General features: G+C 39.8%; 15 protein-coding genes. 11 read left to right on the top strand and 4 right to left on the bottom strand.

Translation table 11 applies throughout. From position 1 onward, the window contains the following. A complete protein-coding gene (sfsA, locus tag IQI_RS05325) occupies positions 1 to 732 on the top strand; it encodes a DNA/RNA nuclease SfsA (protein ID WP_064091636.1) in 732 nt (243 codons plus the stop codon). 32 nt (positions 733 to 764) lie between these two features. On the opposite strand, the gene IQI_RS05320 is transcribed toward sfsA, so the two are convergent. Then, the gene (locus IQI_RS05320) at positions 765 to 1,253 is read right to left on the bottom strand and encodes a BsuPI-related putative proteinase inhibitor (protein WP_197489711.1); all 489 of its coding nucleotides are present in this window, start codon (positions 1,251 to 1,253) and stop codon (positions 765 to 767) included. A gap of 281 nt (positions 1,254 to 1,534) precedes the next feature. Here IQI_RS05320 and IQI_RS05315 point away from each other — a divergent pair, with 281 nt between their 5' ends. From IQI_RS05315 to IQI_RS05280, 8 genes are all read left to right on the top strand, one after another. Continuing rightward, positions 1,535 to 2,773, top strand: a complete 1,239-nt coding sequence (locus IQI_RS05315; RefSeq protein ID WP_064091634.1) for an ABC transporter substrate-binding protein — start codon at positions 1,535 to 1,537, stop codon at positions 2,771 to 2,773. Then, positions 2,751 to 3,614 carry an ABC transporter permease gene (locus IQI_RS05310; RefSeq protein ID WP_064091633.1) on the top strand — a complete coding sequence of 288 codons (864 nt, stop codon included), beginning with the start codon at positions 2,751 to 2,753 and terminating at the stop codon, positions 3,612 to 3,614. The genes IQI_RS05315 and IQI_RS05310 overlap by 23 nt, the downstream gene beginning before the upstream one ends. Before the next feature lie 10 nt (positions 3,615 to 3,624). Next, complete coding sequence (locus IQI_RS05305) at positions 3,625 to 4,416, top strand: ABC transporter permease (protein ID WP_064091718.1); 792 nt, start codon at positions 3,625 to 3,627, stop codon at positions 4,414 to 4,416. Between the two features lies 1 nt (position 4,417). Then, positions 4,418 to 5,383 (top strand): ABC transporter ATP-binding protein, encoded by a 966-nt coding sequence (locus IQI_RS05300; protein ID WP_064091632.1) that lies wholly within the window; start codon positions 4,418 to 4,420, stop codon positions 5,381 to 5,383. 15 nt (positions 5,384 to 5,398) lie between these two features. Next, entirely contained in the window at positions 5,399 to 6,058 is a 660-nt protein-coding gene (locus IQI_RS05295; RefSeq protein ID WP_064091631.1) for a TVP38/TMEM64 family protein, read from the top strand. A gap of 15 nt (positions 6,059 to 6,073) precedes the next feature. Next, complete coding sequence (locus IQI_RS05290) at positions 6,074 to 6,655, top strand: CDP-alcohol phosphatidyltransferase family protein (protein ID WP_064091630.1); 582 nt, start codon at positions 6,074 to 6,076, stop codon at positions 6,653 to 6,655. A gap of 12 nt (positions 6,656 to 6,667) precedes the next feature. Further along, a complete protein-coding gene (locus tag IQI_RS05285; protein WP_064091629.1) occupies positions 6,668 to 8,092 on the top strand; it encodes a dihydrolipoyl dehydrogenase family protein in 1,425 nt (474 codons plus the stop codon). A 246-nt stretch (positions 8,093 to 8,338) separates the two neighbouring features. Next, the gene (locus tag IQI_RS05280) at positions 8,339 to 9,313 is read left to right on the top strand and encodes a nuclease-related domain-containing protein (RefSeq protein ID WP_064091628.1); all 975 of its coding nucleotides are present in this window, start codon (positions 8,339 to 8,341) and stop codon (positions 9,311 to 9,313) included. 5 nt (positions 9,314 to 9,318) lie between these two features. On the opposite strand, the gene IQI_RS05275 is transcribed toward IQI_RS05280, so the two are convergent. Then, positions 9,319 to 10,407 carry an FAD-dependent oxidoreductase gene (locus IQI_RS05275; RefSeq protein ID WP_064091627.1) on the bottom strand — a complete coding sequence of 363 codons (1,089 nt, stop codon included), beginning with the start codon at positions 10,405 to 10,407 and terminating at the stop codon, positions 9,319 to 9,321. A gap of 12 nt (positions 10,408 to 10,419) precedes the next feature. Continuing rightward, the gene (locus tag IQI_RS05270) at positions 10,420 to 10,971 is read right to left on the bottom strand and encodes a GNAT family N-acetyltransferase (protein ID WP_064091626.1); all 552 of its coding nucleotides are present in this window, start codon (positions 10,969 to 10,971) and stop codon (positions 10,420 to 10,422) included. A 139-nt stretch (positions 10,972 to 11,110) separates the two neighbouring features. Between IQI_RS05270 and rbsK the strand changes: the two genes are divergently transcribed. After that, on the top strand, positions 11,111 to 12,001 hold the full coding sequence (gene rbsK, locus IQI_RS05265; RefSeq protein WP_064091625.1) for a ribokinase: 891 nt from the start codon (positions 11,111 to 11,113) through the stop codon (positions 11,999 to 12,001). 44 nt (positions 12,002 to 12,045) lie between these two features. Further along, on the top strand, positions 12,046 to 12,462 hold the full coding sequence (locus tag IQI_RS05260; RefSeq protein ID WP_064091624.1) for a universal stress protein: 417 nt from the start codon (positions 12,046 to 12,048) through the stop codon (positions 12,460 to 12,462). A 54-nt stretch (positions 12,463 to 12,516) separates the two neighbouring features. Here IQI_RS05260 and IQI_RS05255 read toward each other — a convergent pair whose 3' ends face one another. Next, entirely contained in the window at positions 12,517 to 13,704 is a 1,188-nt protein-coding gene (locus tag IQI_RS05255) for a dicarboxylate/amino acid:cation symporter (RefSeq protein WP_064091623.1), read from the bottom strand. Between the last annotated feature and the right edge of the window lie 199 nt (positions 13,705 to 13,903).

Genomic DNA, 13,903 nt, shown 5'->3' with positions numbered 1-13,903 from the left:
GTGGAGATATATTTTCAAGAGCCCCTTGTAGAGGGAATCTTCATAGAACGGTTAAATCGATTTGTCTTAATCTGCGAGCTTCCTTCAGGTGAAAGAGAAAAGGTGCATTTACCTGATCCAGGGAGACTAAAGGATTTATTGATATCTGGCTGCCGTATATGGCTTCAAGAATCAAAGGACCCAAAACGTGCAACCAAGTGGTCAGCTGTGATGGTTCATGCCTCTGAACTCAAATTGTATGTTTCCTTAAACACTCAGTTACCGAACCGGCTAATACTAAACGCTTTACAAAATGATGAGTTAGAGGAATTCAAGGACTGGCAATTAGTAAAGCCAGAATACAAAGTGGGACATTCCCGTTTTGACTTCCTGCTTCAACACAAACAAAATGAACAGAAATTATTATTAGAAGTAAAAAGTGTGACCATGGTTAAAAACGATATAGGTAAATTTCCTGATGCTGTGACGGCAAGAGGTGTAAGGCATGTGGAAGAACTGACAAATCTTCAAGCAGACGGAAGCTATCAAACTGCCGTGTTGTTTGTCGCTCAACGAGGGGATATAAAAGCCATTGCTTCAGCTCCTGAAATTGACCCTGAATTTGCAAACGCTATGGATAAAGCGGCTAAGAAAGGTGTTCAATTTTTCGGAAGGACGTGTATGGTTACCCCTGAACGCATTACCTTAACTGGACGGGTGCCTGTTCATGCAGAGAATAAAAAGAAGGATTAATCCAAAATAATAAAGTGGATTAATCCTTTTCTTTATTCGACGATGATATCCATCGAAACTCTGTAGTGCTTGTCCCCTTGTGGAGTGAACCATACGCTCAAAGTGTATGAACCACTTTCAAGTTCAGGTAGTACAATTTTCTGGGAAAACTCTTCTCCTTGTTTTAACGTCATTTCCTCTATTGCCTGGGTGTACATCTTATGCTCTGAATCTTTGTAAACCACTTCACCTTTTTCATTTTTAAGTTCAAAATCAATCTTTTTTCCTGAAGAAAAGGTAAAGGATTGCTCTTCTTCTGTTTGGTTTTTTACACTGTATTTATAAACATTACGTCCATCTTTAGAATCTTGCTTTATTATAGAAGGCTGCATATCACCCGCTACAATTCCTGTCTGAACAGGCTTTGCATTCTCACCGTTATTCTCCTGAGGCGTTTGATTACTGTGATCCATAGAATTCCCACATCCTAATAATAGTCCTATCATAAATGCTCCAACCATCACGAAAAGGCTTCGTTTCAATATAAGCACCTCCATATAAATAGACTCCAGGCACACACAAAAGGTTACAAACTTTCTCTAACCGTTCATAATAAGAGTATCATAAAGATTGTTTTCTTCCTTATGTAAGGCAAATTACTTTTTTATAGAAGGTAGATTAGTACAATGGGATTATAGAAGGCTGTTTTCGTAAACTTTGTTGCTTCACATACTAGTTGACAGAGCCATTGGCAGAACTCATGTTATAAAACAACAATCCTTGTAAAAAGAACCTTATAGAAAAAGCGAAGGAGAATAGGTCAATGAAAAAATGGATGGCTATATTAAGTATCTTTTTTTTAATAATATTATCTGCTTGTGGTCGGACGGAGGAAGAAGAAGGGAGTGTTATTCCTGAATCTTCATGGGAGGAAATCGCATCTGAAGCGGAAGGCACTCAGGTGAATATGTTCATGTGGGGAGGAGATGATGGGATTAACCGTTATATCGATGAAGTGGTAGCTCCTGTCTTAAAAGAACAATATGAAGTGGACTTAAGTCGGGTACCACTAGATACAAGCGAAATTCTTCAAAAACTTCAAACAGAAAAAAAAGCAGGGAAAGAAAAGGGAACCATCGATATCGTATGGATCAATGGAGAAAACTTTAAAAACGCGAAAGAAAATGGTCTGCTTGCAGGTCCATTTACAGAAAAGCTTCCTAACTTTACTGAATTTTACGATACAGAAAGTACAGCGTTTCAATATGATTTTGGAACAAAGACAGAAGGCTTTGAAGCACCTTGGGGCAAAGTGCAATTTGTCTACTTTTACAATCAAGATAAAGTGAAGAGCCCCCCTAAAACCTTTGAAGAGCTAAAAGCATTCATAAAAGAGAATCCAGGGAAATTTACGTATCCAGACCCATCAGATTTTACAGGAAACGCCTTTTTACGCCACCTTCTTTATGCATCTTCTGATAATCCCCAAAGCTTGGTAAAGGAAGAGTTTAATGAAGAGACGGCAAATTCTTTGGGTGAAGATGTGTGGAAGGAATTAAATGAACTAAAACCGGATTTGTGGAGAAGTGGAGAAACTTATCCTTCTACATTAACGGACTTAGATAAGTTGTACAGTCAAGAAGAAATATGGATGACGATGGGATACAACGAAGCGAGAGCGGAACACATGATAAAGGACGGAGTGTTTCCAGAAAATACGAAGTCCTTCATCTTAGAGGATGTGGGCTCTATTGGGAATACTCATTTCTTAGCGATTCCTTTTAATAGTCCAAATAAACAGGGCGCACTGGTTGCCATTAATCATCTCCTATCTCCAGAAGCACAGTATGAAAAGTTAAAGCCAACTTATTGGGGGGAAAGTTCACCGATTTCCCTTAACCAATTAAATGATGAGTGGAGATCAAAGTTCAAAAGCATTGATCGTGGTGAGAGTGTATTAGAACCAACAATATTGGAAAAGAACTTTCAGAGTGAATTAGATGCAGGTTATGTAGAGTGGTTGAAGGAGAGTTGGATTCGTGAAGTGGCAGAGAGTCAATAACGCACTATTACTCTTACCGGCTCTGCTCTTTCTACTCCTTATTCCTGGCCTGGGACTTGGGTTGGCGATCCTTGAAAGTATTAGAAGCGACGAGGCTTTTACACTTCAACACTATCAGGAACTTTTCGGGCACAAGCGATTCTTATCATCCGTTCTTTATAGCTTTACTGTGACAATGATTTCAACAGTCCTTTCTCTCGTCATTGGTCTAGGCATCGTTAAGGGATTCGCTCCTTTATTAAAGAATAATAAGTATAAGCTTCTTGTTTGGATTCCTATGCTTTTTCCACACTTTGTATGGGGGTACCTGGTGTATTTGCTTCTCAGTCAAAGCGGATTGTTTTCGAACCTTCTTTCCCTGGCAGGTTTGTTGGGAGAACGCAGTCAATTTCCCATTCTTGTGCAGGATACGGGAGGCATAGGCATTATTTTGACGTATGTTTGGAAAGAAGTCCCGTTCGTTACCTTAATGCTCCTACCTGTCTATGCTACCTTTTCAAAGGAGTATAACGAGGTGGCTTCTGTCCTTGGGGCAACACGCTTCAAAGCTTTTTGGGCAGCGGAGTGGCCGTTTATTTTCCCGGTATTAATTGAAACGGGTGCCATTCTATTTGCCTTTATCTTTACAGCCTTTGAAGTTCCACAGTTGCTGGGAGTCACATCTCCTCAAATGCTTGCGATTGTGGCATATGACTGGTTTTATAGTGGAAACTGGAGCGACCGTCCGTTAGCCTTTGCATCTCTTGTGTTTGTCGGGATTATTATCGGTCTTTTCATGTGGTTCCTTCTTTACTTTATGAATAAAAAACGGATGAATATTACCAAGGGGATTGGACATTAGAGGTGAACATATGAAAAAAATAATGCTTTATGTGGTATCATTCATTTTATTTGTTTTTCCAATCGTCTTTTTACTCTATAAAAGCATTTTTGGTATTTGGAGGTGGGGAAGCCCACTTCCAACAGAACCAACGATGAGGGCTTGGGAACTCCTATTTAGGGAAGACAAAATTACAGAATCAATAGGTGTGTCAGTAGGAATTGCTTTAGTTGTGTTGTTCCTTAATCTAGTCATTGGCATATTATCAGGGAAAGTCCTTGCTCACTCTTCGTTTAAAGGAAAGACAGTAATAGAAGGTTTATTACTGCTACCCCTTTTTATGCCGGTATTAATCGTTGCTATTGGACTTCACATCACTTTTATTCGATACGGTCTGGCAGATCATTGGATGGGTGTGGCACTTGTCCACTTAGTACCGACCGTGCCATACAGCATCAAAATGTTTAAAACAGGGTATGAAAGAATAGGTGTGAAGCTACTGGAGCAGTCAACCCTACTAGGTGGAAGGGTGCTGCAAAAGTTTTATCATATTGAATTACCGCTCCTTTTGCCTAGTATACGAAGCGTTCTTTTTCTAACGATTGTGATTAGTCTTAGTCAATATGTGCTGACAGCTATTATTGGTGGAGGGAATGTTGTGACATTAGCCATGGTTTATTTTCCATTTACCAATACGGCCGATGAGTCCGTCATGGCCGCCTTCTCCATCCTATTTGCATTAATCCCAATCGCCATGTATTTACTTCTTGAAGGGTGTTTGAAAATTTTACTCCCTTATGGACAATGGAAGGGGAGGAAGTAATTTGTCTGCATTTATTCACATCAGTCAAATATCCAAAACATTTAACAAATCAACGATTTTAAAAGAATTAACGCTCTCAGTTAAAAAAGGTGAAATCCTATCGTTAGTCGGAACTTCAGGGTCAGGAAAATCAACCTTCCTCCGAATAGTAGCTGGGTTAGAATCACCGTCATCAGGATCCATTACCATTGATGGGAAGGATGTGACGTCTTTAAAAGCGCACAATCGTCCGATCGGTATGGTTTTTCAACAGCCTTTATTGTTTCCACACATGAATGTGTTAGAAAATGTGATGTACGGATTAAAAATGAAACAAAAAAACAAGGGAAATGTTCAACAAGCAAAAGAGTATATTGAAAAAGTAGGGCTTGGCAATGTTAAATATCATTATCCTGCTGAACTTTCTGGAGGGCAGCAACAAAGAGTTTCTTTAATACGAACCTTAATCTTAAAACCTAAGCTTCTTCTATTAGACGAACCATTTAGCAACCTCGATTTACAATTGAGAAAAGAGCTGAGGGAATGGGTATTGAAAATGTTTAAAGAGGAAGAAACGACGGTTATTTTTGTTACTCATGACCGAGATGAAGCCTATGAAATGGGAGATCGTGTAGCCGTTTTACATGATGGGAGCTTCTCTCAAATCGGAACACCCGAGGAAGTGTATTATCACCCAAACAATTCGTTTGTAGCTTCTTTTTTAAGTGATGGACTAATCCTGCATCCAAACCAGTTTGTTCACAGTAAACATATTAAAGTGAACATGAAGGCTAATACAAACCCCTCTTTCTTGAAATGGAAAGGAAAGCTTGTTAAAAAGCTCTTTATGGCAGGGGAAGATGTATATCAAGTGAATGTAGACGAACTGGACCAAAAAATGAATGTACCTCTTAAAATAGAACCCTCAAGTAAAGAGATTTGGCTTTATGCAGACAGGGAGAGTATCCAAACGTTTAGGGAATGGTAGAAGGGGGGGAAATGTATGAAGAAGAAAGAAATCATTAAGTTAATTGCCTTTATTGCCATTTTAATTTTTCTAATATGGTTAAGTCGTAACTTTTTAAACGTTAGACCAGGGGAGATTAGAGATTGGATTATTTCGTTTGGTATATGGGCTCCGATTGTATTTATCGTCGTTTACACCTTTCGTCCTTTAATCCTTTTTCCAGCATCTATTTTGTCTTTGGCAGCCGGACTGGCATTTGGGGCCATGGAAGGCTTTATTTATATCCTGTTTGGAGCCCTTGGAGGAGCGACGGTGGCTTATATTGCTTCAAGCTTTCTTGGGTCAAAGCTATTAAAGAACCCCTCACCGCGCATGTTGAAGATTCAACGTAAAATGGAAGAGAACGGCTTTCTCTATGTTTTACTATTACGTTTGGTTCCATTTTTAAACTTTGATTTAATCAGTTATTTGGCAGGAATGGGTAAAGTAAGGTATATCCCATTTATTTTAGCTACTGCCATAGGAATCCTTCCTGGGGCGTTTGGTTATGTATTCCTTGGGTCAAGCTTAATAGGGGAAGATAAAACTAATTTATATATTGCCATAGGAATTTTCCTTATCATCATTGTGGTTCCCTTAATAATGAAAGACAAAATGAAATCCCTGTTAGGGTTATCAAATAAAGACAATAAATAAAGGATGTGACAACAGATGTTAGACACCCATGCCCGGAAATTGGTTCAACCAAGTATAGAAGGAACAGGTCGCTATTTATTAAGAAAAGGCTTAACGGCCAATGGTGTAACCTTTATTGCCTTTATTATTGGTACATCCACCGGGCTGGTCTACTATCTCGGACATCCTGTACTCGCGGTTATCTTACTATGGCTCTCAGGTTTCTTAGATGCAGTAGATGGAACGATGGCGCGCTTAACGAAGCCCTCTCCATTTGGAACTGTGATGGACGTAACCTTTGATCGAATCGTCGAAATAAGCGTGATTCTAGGCGTGGCATTCCTACACCCTGATATCATGTGGGCTCTACTTTTATTAAGTGTTTCCGTTATTGTTTCCATGACCATCTTCTTAACCGTTGGGGCGGTTACGGAGAAACAAGGAATGAAATCCTTTTATTATCAGGCAGGCTTAGCGGAAAGAACAGAAGGCTTTATTTTATTCAGTGTCATGATGCTATTCCCATCCATTCTATTGTGGTCAACTTTATTGTTTTTCATAGTAGAAGTGTTTACAGGCTTACAACGATTCCTAGAAGCAAAACGAATACTGTCATAAGGAGAGATACTCATGAATCAATATGATTTAATTGTCATTGGAGGCGGAGCAGGAGGATTAACCGTAGCGTCAGGTGCCGCTTCCTTAGGTGCAAAAGTCGCCCTTGTCGAAAAAAGTGGACTACTAGGGGGAGACTGTCTGCACTTTGGATGTGTTCCCTCTAAAGCATTCATCGAAGCAGCAAGAGAAGTATTAGCTATGAGAAAAAGCTCAGATTTCGGATTTAAAACAAGTGGTACACTGGATATGAAAAAAGTGAAAGAGCGTGTCCAAGGAGCCATCGCTCATATTCAGCGGCACGATGACCCTCACCGCTTCACACAATTAGGTATTGATATTTATTTTGGCGGGGCAGAGTTTCTGGATCCACACACCATTCTTGTTGAAAAAGAAGACCGTTTACAAGGAAAGAGAATTGTCGTGGCTACGGGTTCCAGTCCACTAATCCCTAACATAGACGGACTTTCTGATGTGGAATATCACACCAACGAATCTGTCTTTGACATAGATACCTTACCTAAACGTGTCATATTTATAGGTGGAGGCCCTATTGGGTTAGAATTAGCACAAGCCTTTTCTCACCTAGGATCAGAAGCGGTTGTTCTGGAAAAACATAATGAAATCTTAGTCAAAGAAGATAAAGAGATCCGTGACCTGGCGACAAATGTTTTAGAAAAAGAAATGGAGTTTATTTATGGAGTAGAAATCGACAGTGTGTCCGAAGGCAATGGAGGAAAGACTGTTCGTTACATAAAGGATGGAGTCCTTCACTCTGTTACAGGCGACCTGTTATTTCTTGCTACAGGAAGAAAACCTAGTACAGAATCGTTAAACCTATCAGCAGCAGGTGTAGAAGTAGATGAAAAAGGATTCATCACAGTAAATGATCAATTACGATCCAGTCAGCCTCATATTTTTGCCATCGGGGATGTAAATGGCCAATACCCATTCACCCATGCAGCAGGAATGGAAGGGAAACTCGTCGTCCAAAATGCCGTATTTGGCCTGAAGCGGAAGGTATCCTATAACAAACTACCTTGGGCAACCTACACCACCCCAGAAATATTTCACGTGGGCTTAACCGAAGAACAAGCAACAGAACTAGGCATTGACTATAAAGTATACAAAAAGAGTCTGGACGAAGTCGATCGCTTTGTTGCCGACCATAAAACAGATGGAATGGTGAAAATCCTCACTGATTCAAAAGGCAAAATCATAGGAGCCCACGCACTAGGTGCAGGTGCAGCAGACTGGATGCAGCCCGTATTATTCGCCATGGAAAAAGGCAGTAAAATTGGAGCCTTATCCAATATGGTCTACCCGTATCCTAACCATGCCGCCGCTGTCCAGCAGGTAGCCGACTTGTATTGGAGAGAAAAGTTATTTGACGGGCCGGTGCCGGCTATTAGTAAGAAGTTTATAGAAGTGTTTAGATAATGGAGGCGCGACTGCTGGGAGGTGGTCGTGTTTTTTTGTGGTGTGGGGGCGATGTGTGTACGTTCACAATTTTGCACATTTATGAGCTGATTTCGCACATTTCTCTTGGAATTTCGCACATTTCCCCTCAAAAATCGCACATTCTTCAAAACACAGTACCAACTCAATCGAATATTTTTGTCTAAAATAGCAGGAATTTATATATAAAATAGAGAAAGAAGTAAAAAAATTCAAAGGAGTGGTCATTTGTTAATAAAAGAAAGAGGAATTCCCCCTAGAATTCTCATGAATGAAGCGTTGTTAAATAGACTGTCTAATAATCATCCCATGAGATATAAAATTGAAGAGGATTTACGTAAGCGGTTTGCTGGATATAAAGGAGAACAGCAACTTGATTATCATTTAGAAAGTTTGACACACAATAAAAATGTAAGAGTGTTCCATGATCTTCGATTACCTTTAAGAGATTATTATTTTCAAATAGACACTTTATTATTAACACCTTTTTGTATATTGATTATTGAAGTTAAAAGTATTGCTGGAACAGTGACTTTTTTTAATGAGTTTAACCAGTACACACGAAAAATCAACAACCAGGAAGAGGGTTTTTCAAATCCTTTATCTCAAGCTAAAAGACACCAGCGACAACTAAGAGATTGGTTAACGATGTATAACATTCCTTCTCTCCCCATAGATTACCTCGTAGTGATAAGTAACCCCTCTACCATCATTAGAACAACAAACCCTAATAAAAGGGAACTTTCTAAAGTTATTCATTTAGAAGATGTAATGTCTAAAATCATTGAAGTTACATCGAATAAAAAAGAGTTAGTATCCCAAAAGATTATGAATAAAATGACAAAGCAATTGTTGAAAAGTAATGTCCAATACAAGCCTTCACCCGAAAAAACTTACAATATTTCAACTCATGATATTGTCACAGGTGTACAATGCCCAGAATGTTTATTGATTCCGATGATTAGAATGCGTGGGAAGTGGAAATGCAGTACTTGTAGTACTTATTCCAAAGATGCCCACATTAGAGCGTTAGAAGACTATTATTATTTAGTTTCTCCTGAAATAACAAAAAAAAAATTACGTTCTTATCTCCATCTTCATTCGAGAAGAACGGCGGTTGATATCTTAAGCTCTCTCAAAATAGAATCTGAAGGAGATAATAGAGGAAGGATATATTATCTCGCTCCTAAACTGATACAATAAACACCTCACCCACCATACCTCCATATAAACCTCACATCAATCCAATTCTTCAACCTCCAAGCCCAATTACTCACTAAAGAAAAAGAACCATACGTTAAAAACCCTGTCTTATTGCCAACGGACATTATGGCTAGATGTCTTTTTTGAGGCTCAAAGGGTAGCAGTTTTCCTTTGTTTTTGGCAGCGAGCAGGTTATTCCATAAAATCGGTCCTTGTTTGACGGCAGTGACTCCGTTTTTGGGTGTATGGGGGAAGTCAATTAATGTTCCGCAGTCACCGGCACCAAAGACATTTGGAAAATCAACAGATTGGAGGTAGGAGTTTAGTAAAAGAAACCCTTGTTCATCTGTTGCTAACTTGCTGCTTCCAAATAGAGGAGGTGCTTTGGGTCCTCCTAAAAAAATGACTTCATCGAATGGAATGGAGGAATCATCATTCGTCCATACATATTCATCGGATATTCTCTCAACTCGTGATGGGTATAGTTCTATTCCTTTAGCTTCCGCCAATTTCGTTATTTTCTTAGAGGTACTTGAACCTGCTTTCTCTAAAAGGGGAGAGGAGTGGATGACTGAAATCGTATGGTGGTGATGTGCGTTTGATTCTTTCCAGGCTTTCAATGAAAGGGCCATCTCAATGCTTGCAGATCCTCCACCGATAAAAGCGGTTCGTGGACTTCTATGTAGTTTTTTAATTTGTTCTGGAAATCGATAGTTTGGTTTAATCGGGAGGTTTTGCTTTTGCAACCCTTTTATTTCAAGAGAATCATTTTTTGAACCGATATCAAAGGAGACAATATCATAGTTTAAAACCTCCCCTTTATCTGTTAGTAAATGCTGCGCATGTGGATCGATAGATAGAACAGTACTCTCGACGAGATCACATCCTGATGAATCGCATAAGGCTTTCAAATCAATTCGAGTCTCTTCAAGAGAATAAATTCCTTCTGTGTATCCGGAAAACATGCCGGAATAGTATTGGTATTGAGATGGAGAAATAAGAATCCATTTTTCGTTTGCCTGTTTTTGTTGAATCAATTTTTTTAAGCAAAATAGGTGACTATGTCCGCCACCTATTAAAATGATTGTTTTCATAAAAAAGCTCCTCTATTGGGAACGTTTCTCTTCCCATTCTTCTCGTATGATGCCCATTCGAATAGAATCATAGTAGACACCATTATAGTAGCGACACTTTCGCATACGTCCTTCAAGCTGCATACCGATTTTTTCCGCAGCCCTCATCATTCGTTCGTTGCCTGACCAAGTAGTGATGCCTACTCGGCCAATTTCTTTTGTTTCAAAAAGATGATCCACCCACATCTCCAAAGCTTCAGTGCCATAACCACCATTCCAATAGGCAGGGTTATAAATGACGATGCCTGCTTCCAGCCATCTAGTGGGCTCATATTCCCAATAGTAGCTGACTGTTCCGATTACTTTGCTATCCACCTCGATGATTCGCTGGAATTCATGGTTGCGGTCTTGGTTTTTTAAAGAGGACTCTATAAAGTCTTCAAGAGACAGTCGTTTATGTTCAAAATAAGGTGCATCCCATTTCTTCCATTCTGGGGAAGGGTCTTTATGAACGTATTCCCATATTGTTTCTACATCTTTTTCTTCAGCTTTTCTTAGTGTTACACGCTTACCTGTTAATTTCAATTTAAAGCCCTCCTTCAAAAGATATCCCCTTTTATTATACAGAAATTTCCTTGTAGCGAAGACTCATTGCTTACATCAGCTGTAGGGAATGTGTCATGATGGGAAAAAGATATTTTTAAACAAGAAAGGGTGAGAATTTGTGGCCAAGATTACAGTGATCGGAAGCAGTTCCATGGATTTAGTAGTCACATCGTCTAAACGACCCAAAGCAGGTGAAACCGTATTAGGGGAATCCTTCAAAACAGTACCAGGGGGAAAAGGGGCGAACCAAGCTGTGGCTGCAGCTAGATTAGGTGCAGAAGTCCATATGATTGGTTGTATTGGAGATGATCATTATGGAAAAGAGATTCTTGCTAATTTGCAGAGTAATGGAGTAAACACTAGTTATATGAAAGTGGTAAAGGGAGAAAGCGGTACAGCTCATATTGTCTTAGCTGAGGAGGACAATAGTATCATTGTCGTCCAGGGTGCGAATGCCCGATTAACCCCCTCCGTGATTGAGAAGGCAGAAGAAGTGATCTCTCAATCTCAAATGGTATTAATTCAACAGGAAATCCCGAAAGAGACCGTTGGTTTTGTCGGAAGTGTATGTAAAAAGCATAGCGTGCCGCTGATGCTTAACCCTGCCCCGGCACGGAAAGTCAAGGATGAGCTTATGGAAGCGGCCTCTTACATTACGCCAAATGAGCACGAAGCTTCTATACTATTCGATGGAGCAGAGATCGAAGAATCACTCAGGAATCTCCCAAATAAGCTCTTTCTCACGGAAGGAAAAAAAGGAGTGCGCTATTTTGACGGAAATAAAATGGTCGTTGTTCCTGCTTATCCAGTTGACATAGTTGATACAACAGGAGCAGGAGATACATTTAACGCCGCTTTTGCAGTAGGGGTATCAGAGGGCATGGACCTTTTGAACAGTCTTCGTTTTGCTAACCGTGCTGCATCTATATCCGTTACTGCCTTTGGTGCCCAAGGTGGAATGCCAACGCGTAGGGAAGTGGATACTTTGATGAAAAGGTATTCATTGTAGGGGGAGAAAAACGTTGTTACAATGAGGGAAAAGTAGGTGAAAGCATGAAGAAATTTTTATTAGCAACAGATGGGTCCGAGGGTTCTCAAAAAGCAGCCCACCAAGTAGTAGAAATGATGAAGAATATCTCAGAATATCAATTAACACTAATCAATGTTGTAGATTACGAGACTTCCAAACATGATGTGTTAACAGGTACCGACACGTTCTCCATTCAGGTTGAAAGAGAAAAGAAACTGCTTCCTGTAACAGATATATTTATAAAGGAAGGCATTCACTATGAACTGCGCATGGAAAAAGGAGATCCAAGTGAGTCCGTGTTGAAAGCTGCCAAAGAATTAGATGTGGATCTGATTGTTGTAGGAAGCCGAGACCTTAACGCACTTCAAGAGCTCGTACTTGGAAGCGTCAGCCACAAAATACTTCAAAAATCTGATCGTCCTGTACTTGTTATTAAATAAAAAGAAGGTCCGTCCCTCATTTGAGGGACGGACCTTCTTTTATTATTAATCCAGTCAACCCGCTTTTACGGTTGAGACGGGTTTGGGTTTCTTTTGAGTTAGTTTGTCCACGATGGAGGTGATGGCTCCGTCACCTGTTACGTTGCAGGCTGTACCGAAGCTGTCTTGAGCCAGGTAAAGGGCAATCATCAGGGACGTCATGGTTGGGCCAAAGCCCAGCATGGATTCAAGGAGTCCCAGTGCAGCCATAACAGCACCACCTGGAACACCAGGGGCAGCAATCATCGTAATTCCTAACATCAATATGAATGGGAAAAGCTGAGTGAATGTCAGCGCTTCCCCTTGAATAAACATTACGGCCATGGCACAGCTAACAAGAGTAATCGTACTTCCAGATAAATGAATCGTTGCCAGTAACGGTACGGAGAAGTCGGCAATTCGTTCCCTAGCTCCAATTTTCTTCGAACGTTCAAGCGTTACGGGAATGGTTGAAGCGGAAGATTGAGTCCCCAGTGCTGTAAAATAAGCTGGAAGCATGCCTTTCATCATAGAAAATGGATTTTGCTTTCGTAATGAACCGGCAGTTGTATATTGTATAATTAGAAAGAATACATGCAAAACAATAATCATCACAAATACTTTTGCGAAAACAGACATAATCGAACTAACTTGACCACCTTGAGTCATATTAGCGAAAATACCAAGAATATGAACCGGCAGTAAAGGAATAATGATTTTTTCTATAACAAGTTCGATGATGTTTCTAAATTCATTCATTCCTTTTTGTAAAGTATCGCCTTTGATAGCGGCCATTCCTAACCCAAGTGTAAAAGCAATTAGCAAGGCTGTCATTACACCCATAATCGGAGGCATATCTACTGTGAAGAATCCCTTAAGAAGAGCTTCCTCAGGGTTTTCAAATGATTGAGAAGTTTGATTTGCTAATAAAGATGGGTAAATAGTCTTTGCAACGGAAAAAGCAAGAATACCTGCTAATACTGTTGAACCGTAAGCCAGGCCTGTTGTAAGTCCCAGTAGCTTTCCAGCTCCCTTTCCCATCGAGCCAATTCCGGGAGCGATGAAGCCAATGATAATTAAGGGAATAGCAAATCCTAAAAAATTACCGAAAAGTCCATTAAACGTAGCGAATAGTTTTACAAACCATTCTGGTGCAAATGCACCGATGACAATACCTAAAGCAATACCTAAAAGAATCTTAGGAAGTAAACCAAGCTTTCTCATCTAGATGTCCTCCTTAAAAATACAAATGTTTGCGTTAGGAGGATTATACAACGGTTAGATCTAAATGATAATAGTTTCAGTAATAGGCGGAATTTTAAGTGTATTCAAATAAATAATCGCTTGTGGCAAGACGAGGTTACCCTTACATACATATATATGGAACTTTTAAGGGAAACAATGTCTTTTGAATCAAGGACAA

Source organism: Rossellomorea aquimaris TF-12, assembly GCF_001648555.1.
GTDB classification, from domain to species: Bacteria; Bacillota; Bacilli; order Bacillales; family Bacillaceae_B; genus Rossellomorea; species Rossellomorea aquimaris.
The sequence above is the reverse complement of the archived record's forward strand: the minus strand, read 5'-3'. Positions and strand labels throughout refer to the sequence as shown.

What these genes read in the sequence shown, in the direction of transcription:
- IQI_RS05295 (WP_064091631.1), top strand. Translation starts at nt 5,399, where the DNA reads ATGAAGAAGAAAGAAATCATTAAGTTAATTGCCTTTATTGCCATTTTA.
- IQI_RS05285 (WP_064091629.1), top strand. Translation starts at nt 6,668, where the DNA reads ATGAATCAATATGATTTAATTGTCATTGGAGGCGGAGCAGGAGGATTA.
- IQI_RS05255 (WP_064091623.1), bottom strand. Translation starts at nt 13,704, where the DNA reads ATGAGAAAGCTTGGTTTACTTCCTAAGATTCTTTTAGGTATTGCTTTA.
- IQI_RS05275 (WP_064091627.1), bottom strand. Translation starts at nt 10,407, where the DNA reads ATGAAAACAATCATTTTAATAGGTGGCGGACATAGTCACCTATTTTGC.
- IQI_RS05290 (WP_064091630.1), top strand. Translation starts at nt 6,074, where the DNA reads ATGTTAGACACCCATGCCCGGAAATTGGTTCAACCAAGTATAGAAGGA.
- IQI_RS05260 (WP_064091624.1), top strand. Translation starts at nt 12,046, where the DNA reads ATGAAGAAATTTTTATTAGCAACAGATGGGTCCGAGGGTTCTCAAAAA.
- IQI_RS05315 (WP_064091634.1), top strand. Translation starts at nt 1,535, where the DNA reads ATGAAAAAATGGATGGCTATATTAAGTATCTTTTTTTTAATAATATTA.
- IQI_RS05305 (WP_064091718.1), top strand. Translation starts at nt 3,625, where the DNA reads ATGAAAAAAATAATGCTTTATGTGGTATCATTCATTTTATTTGTTTTT.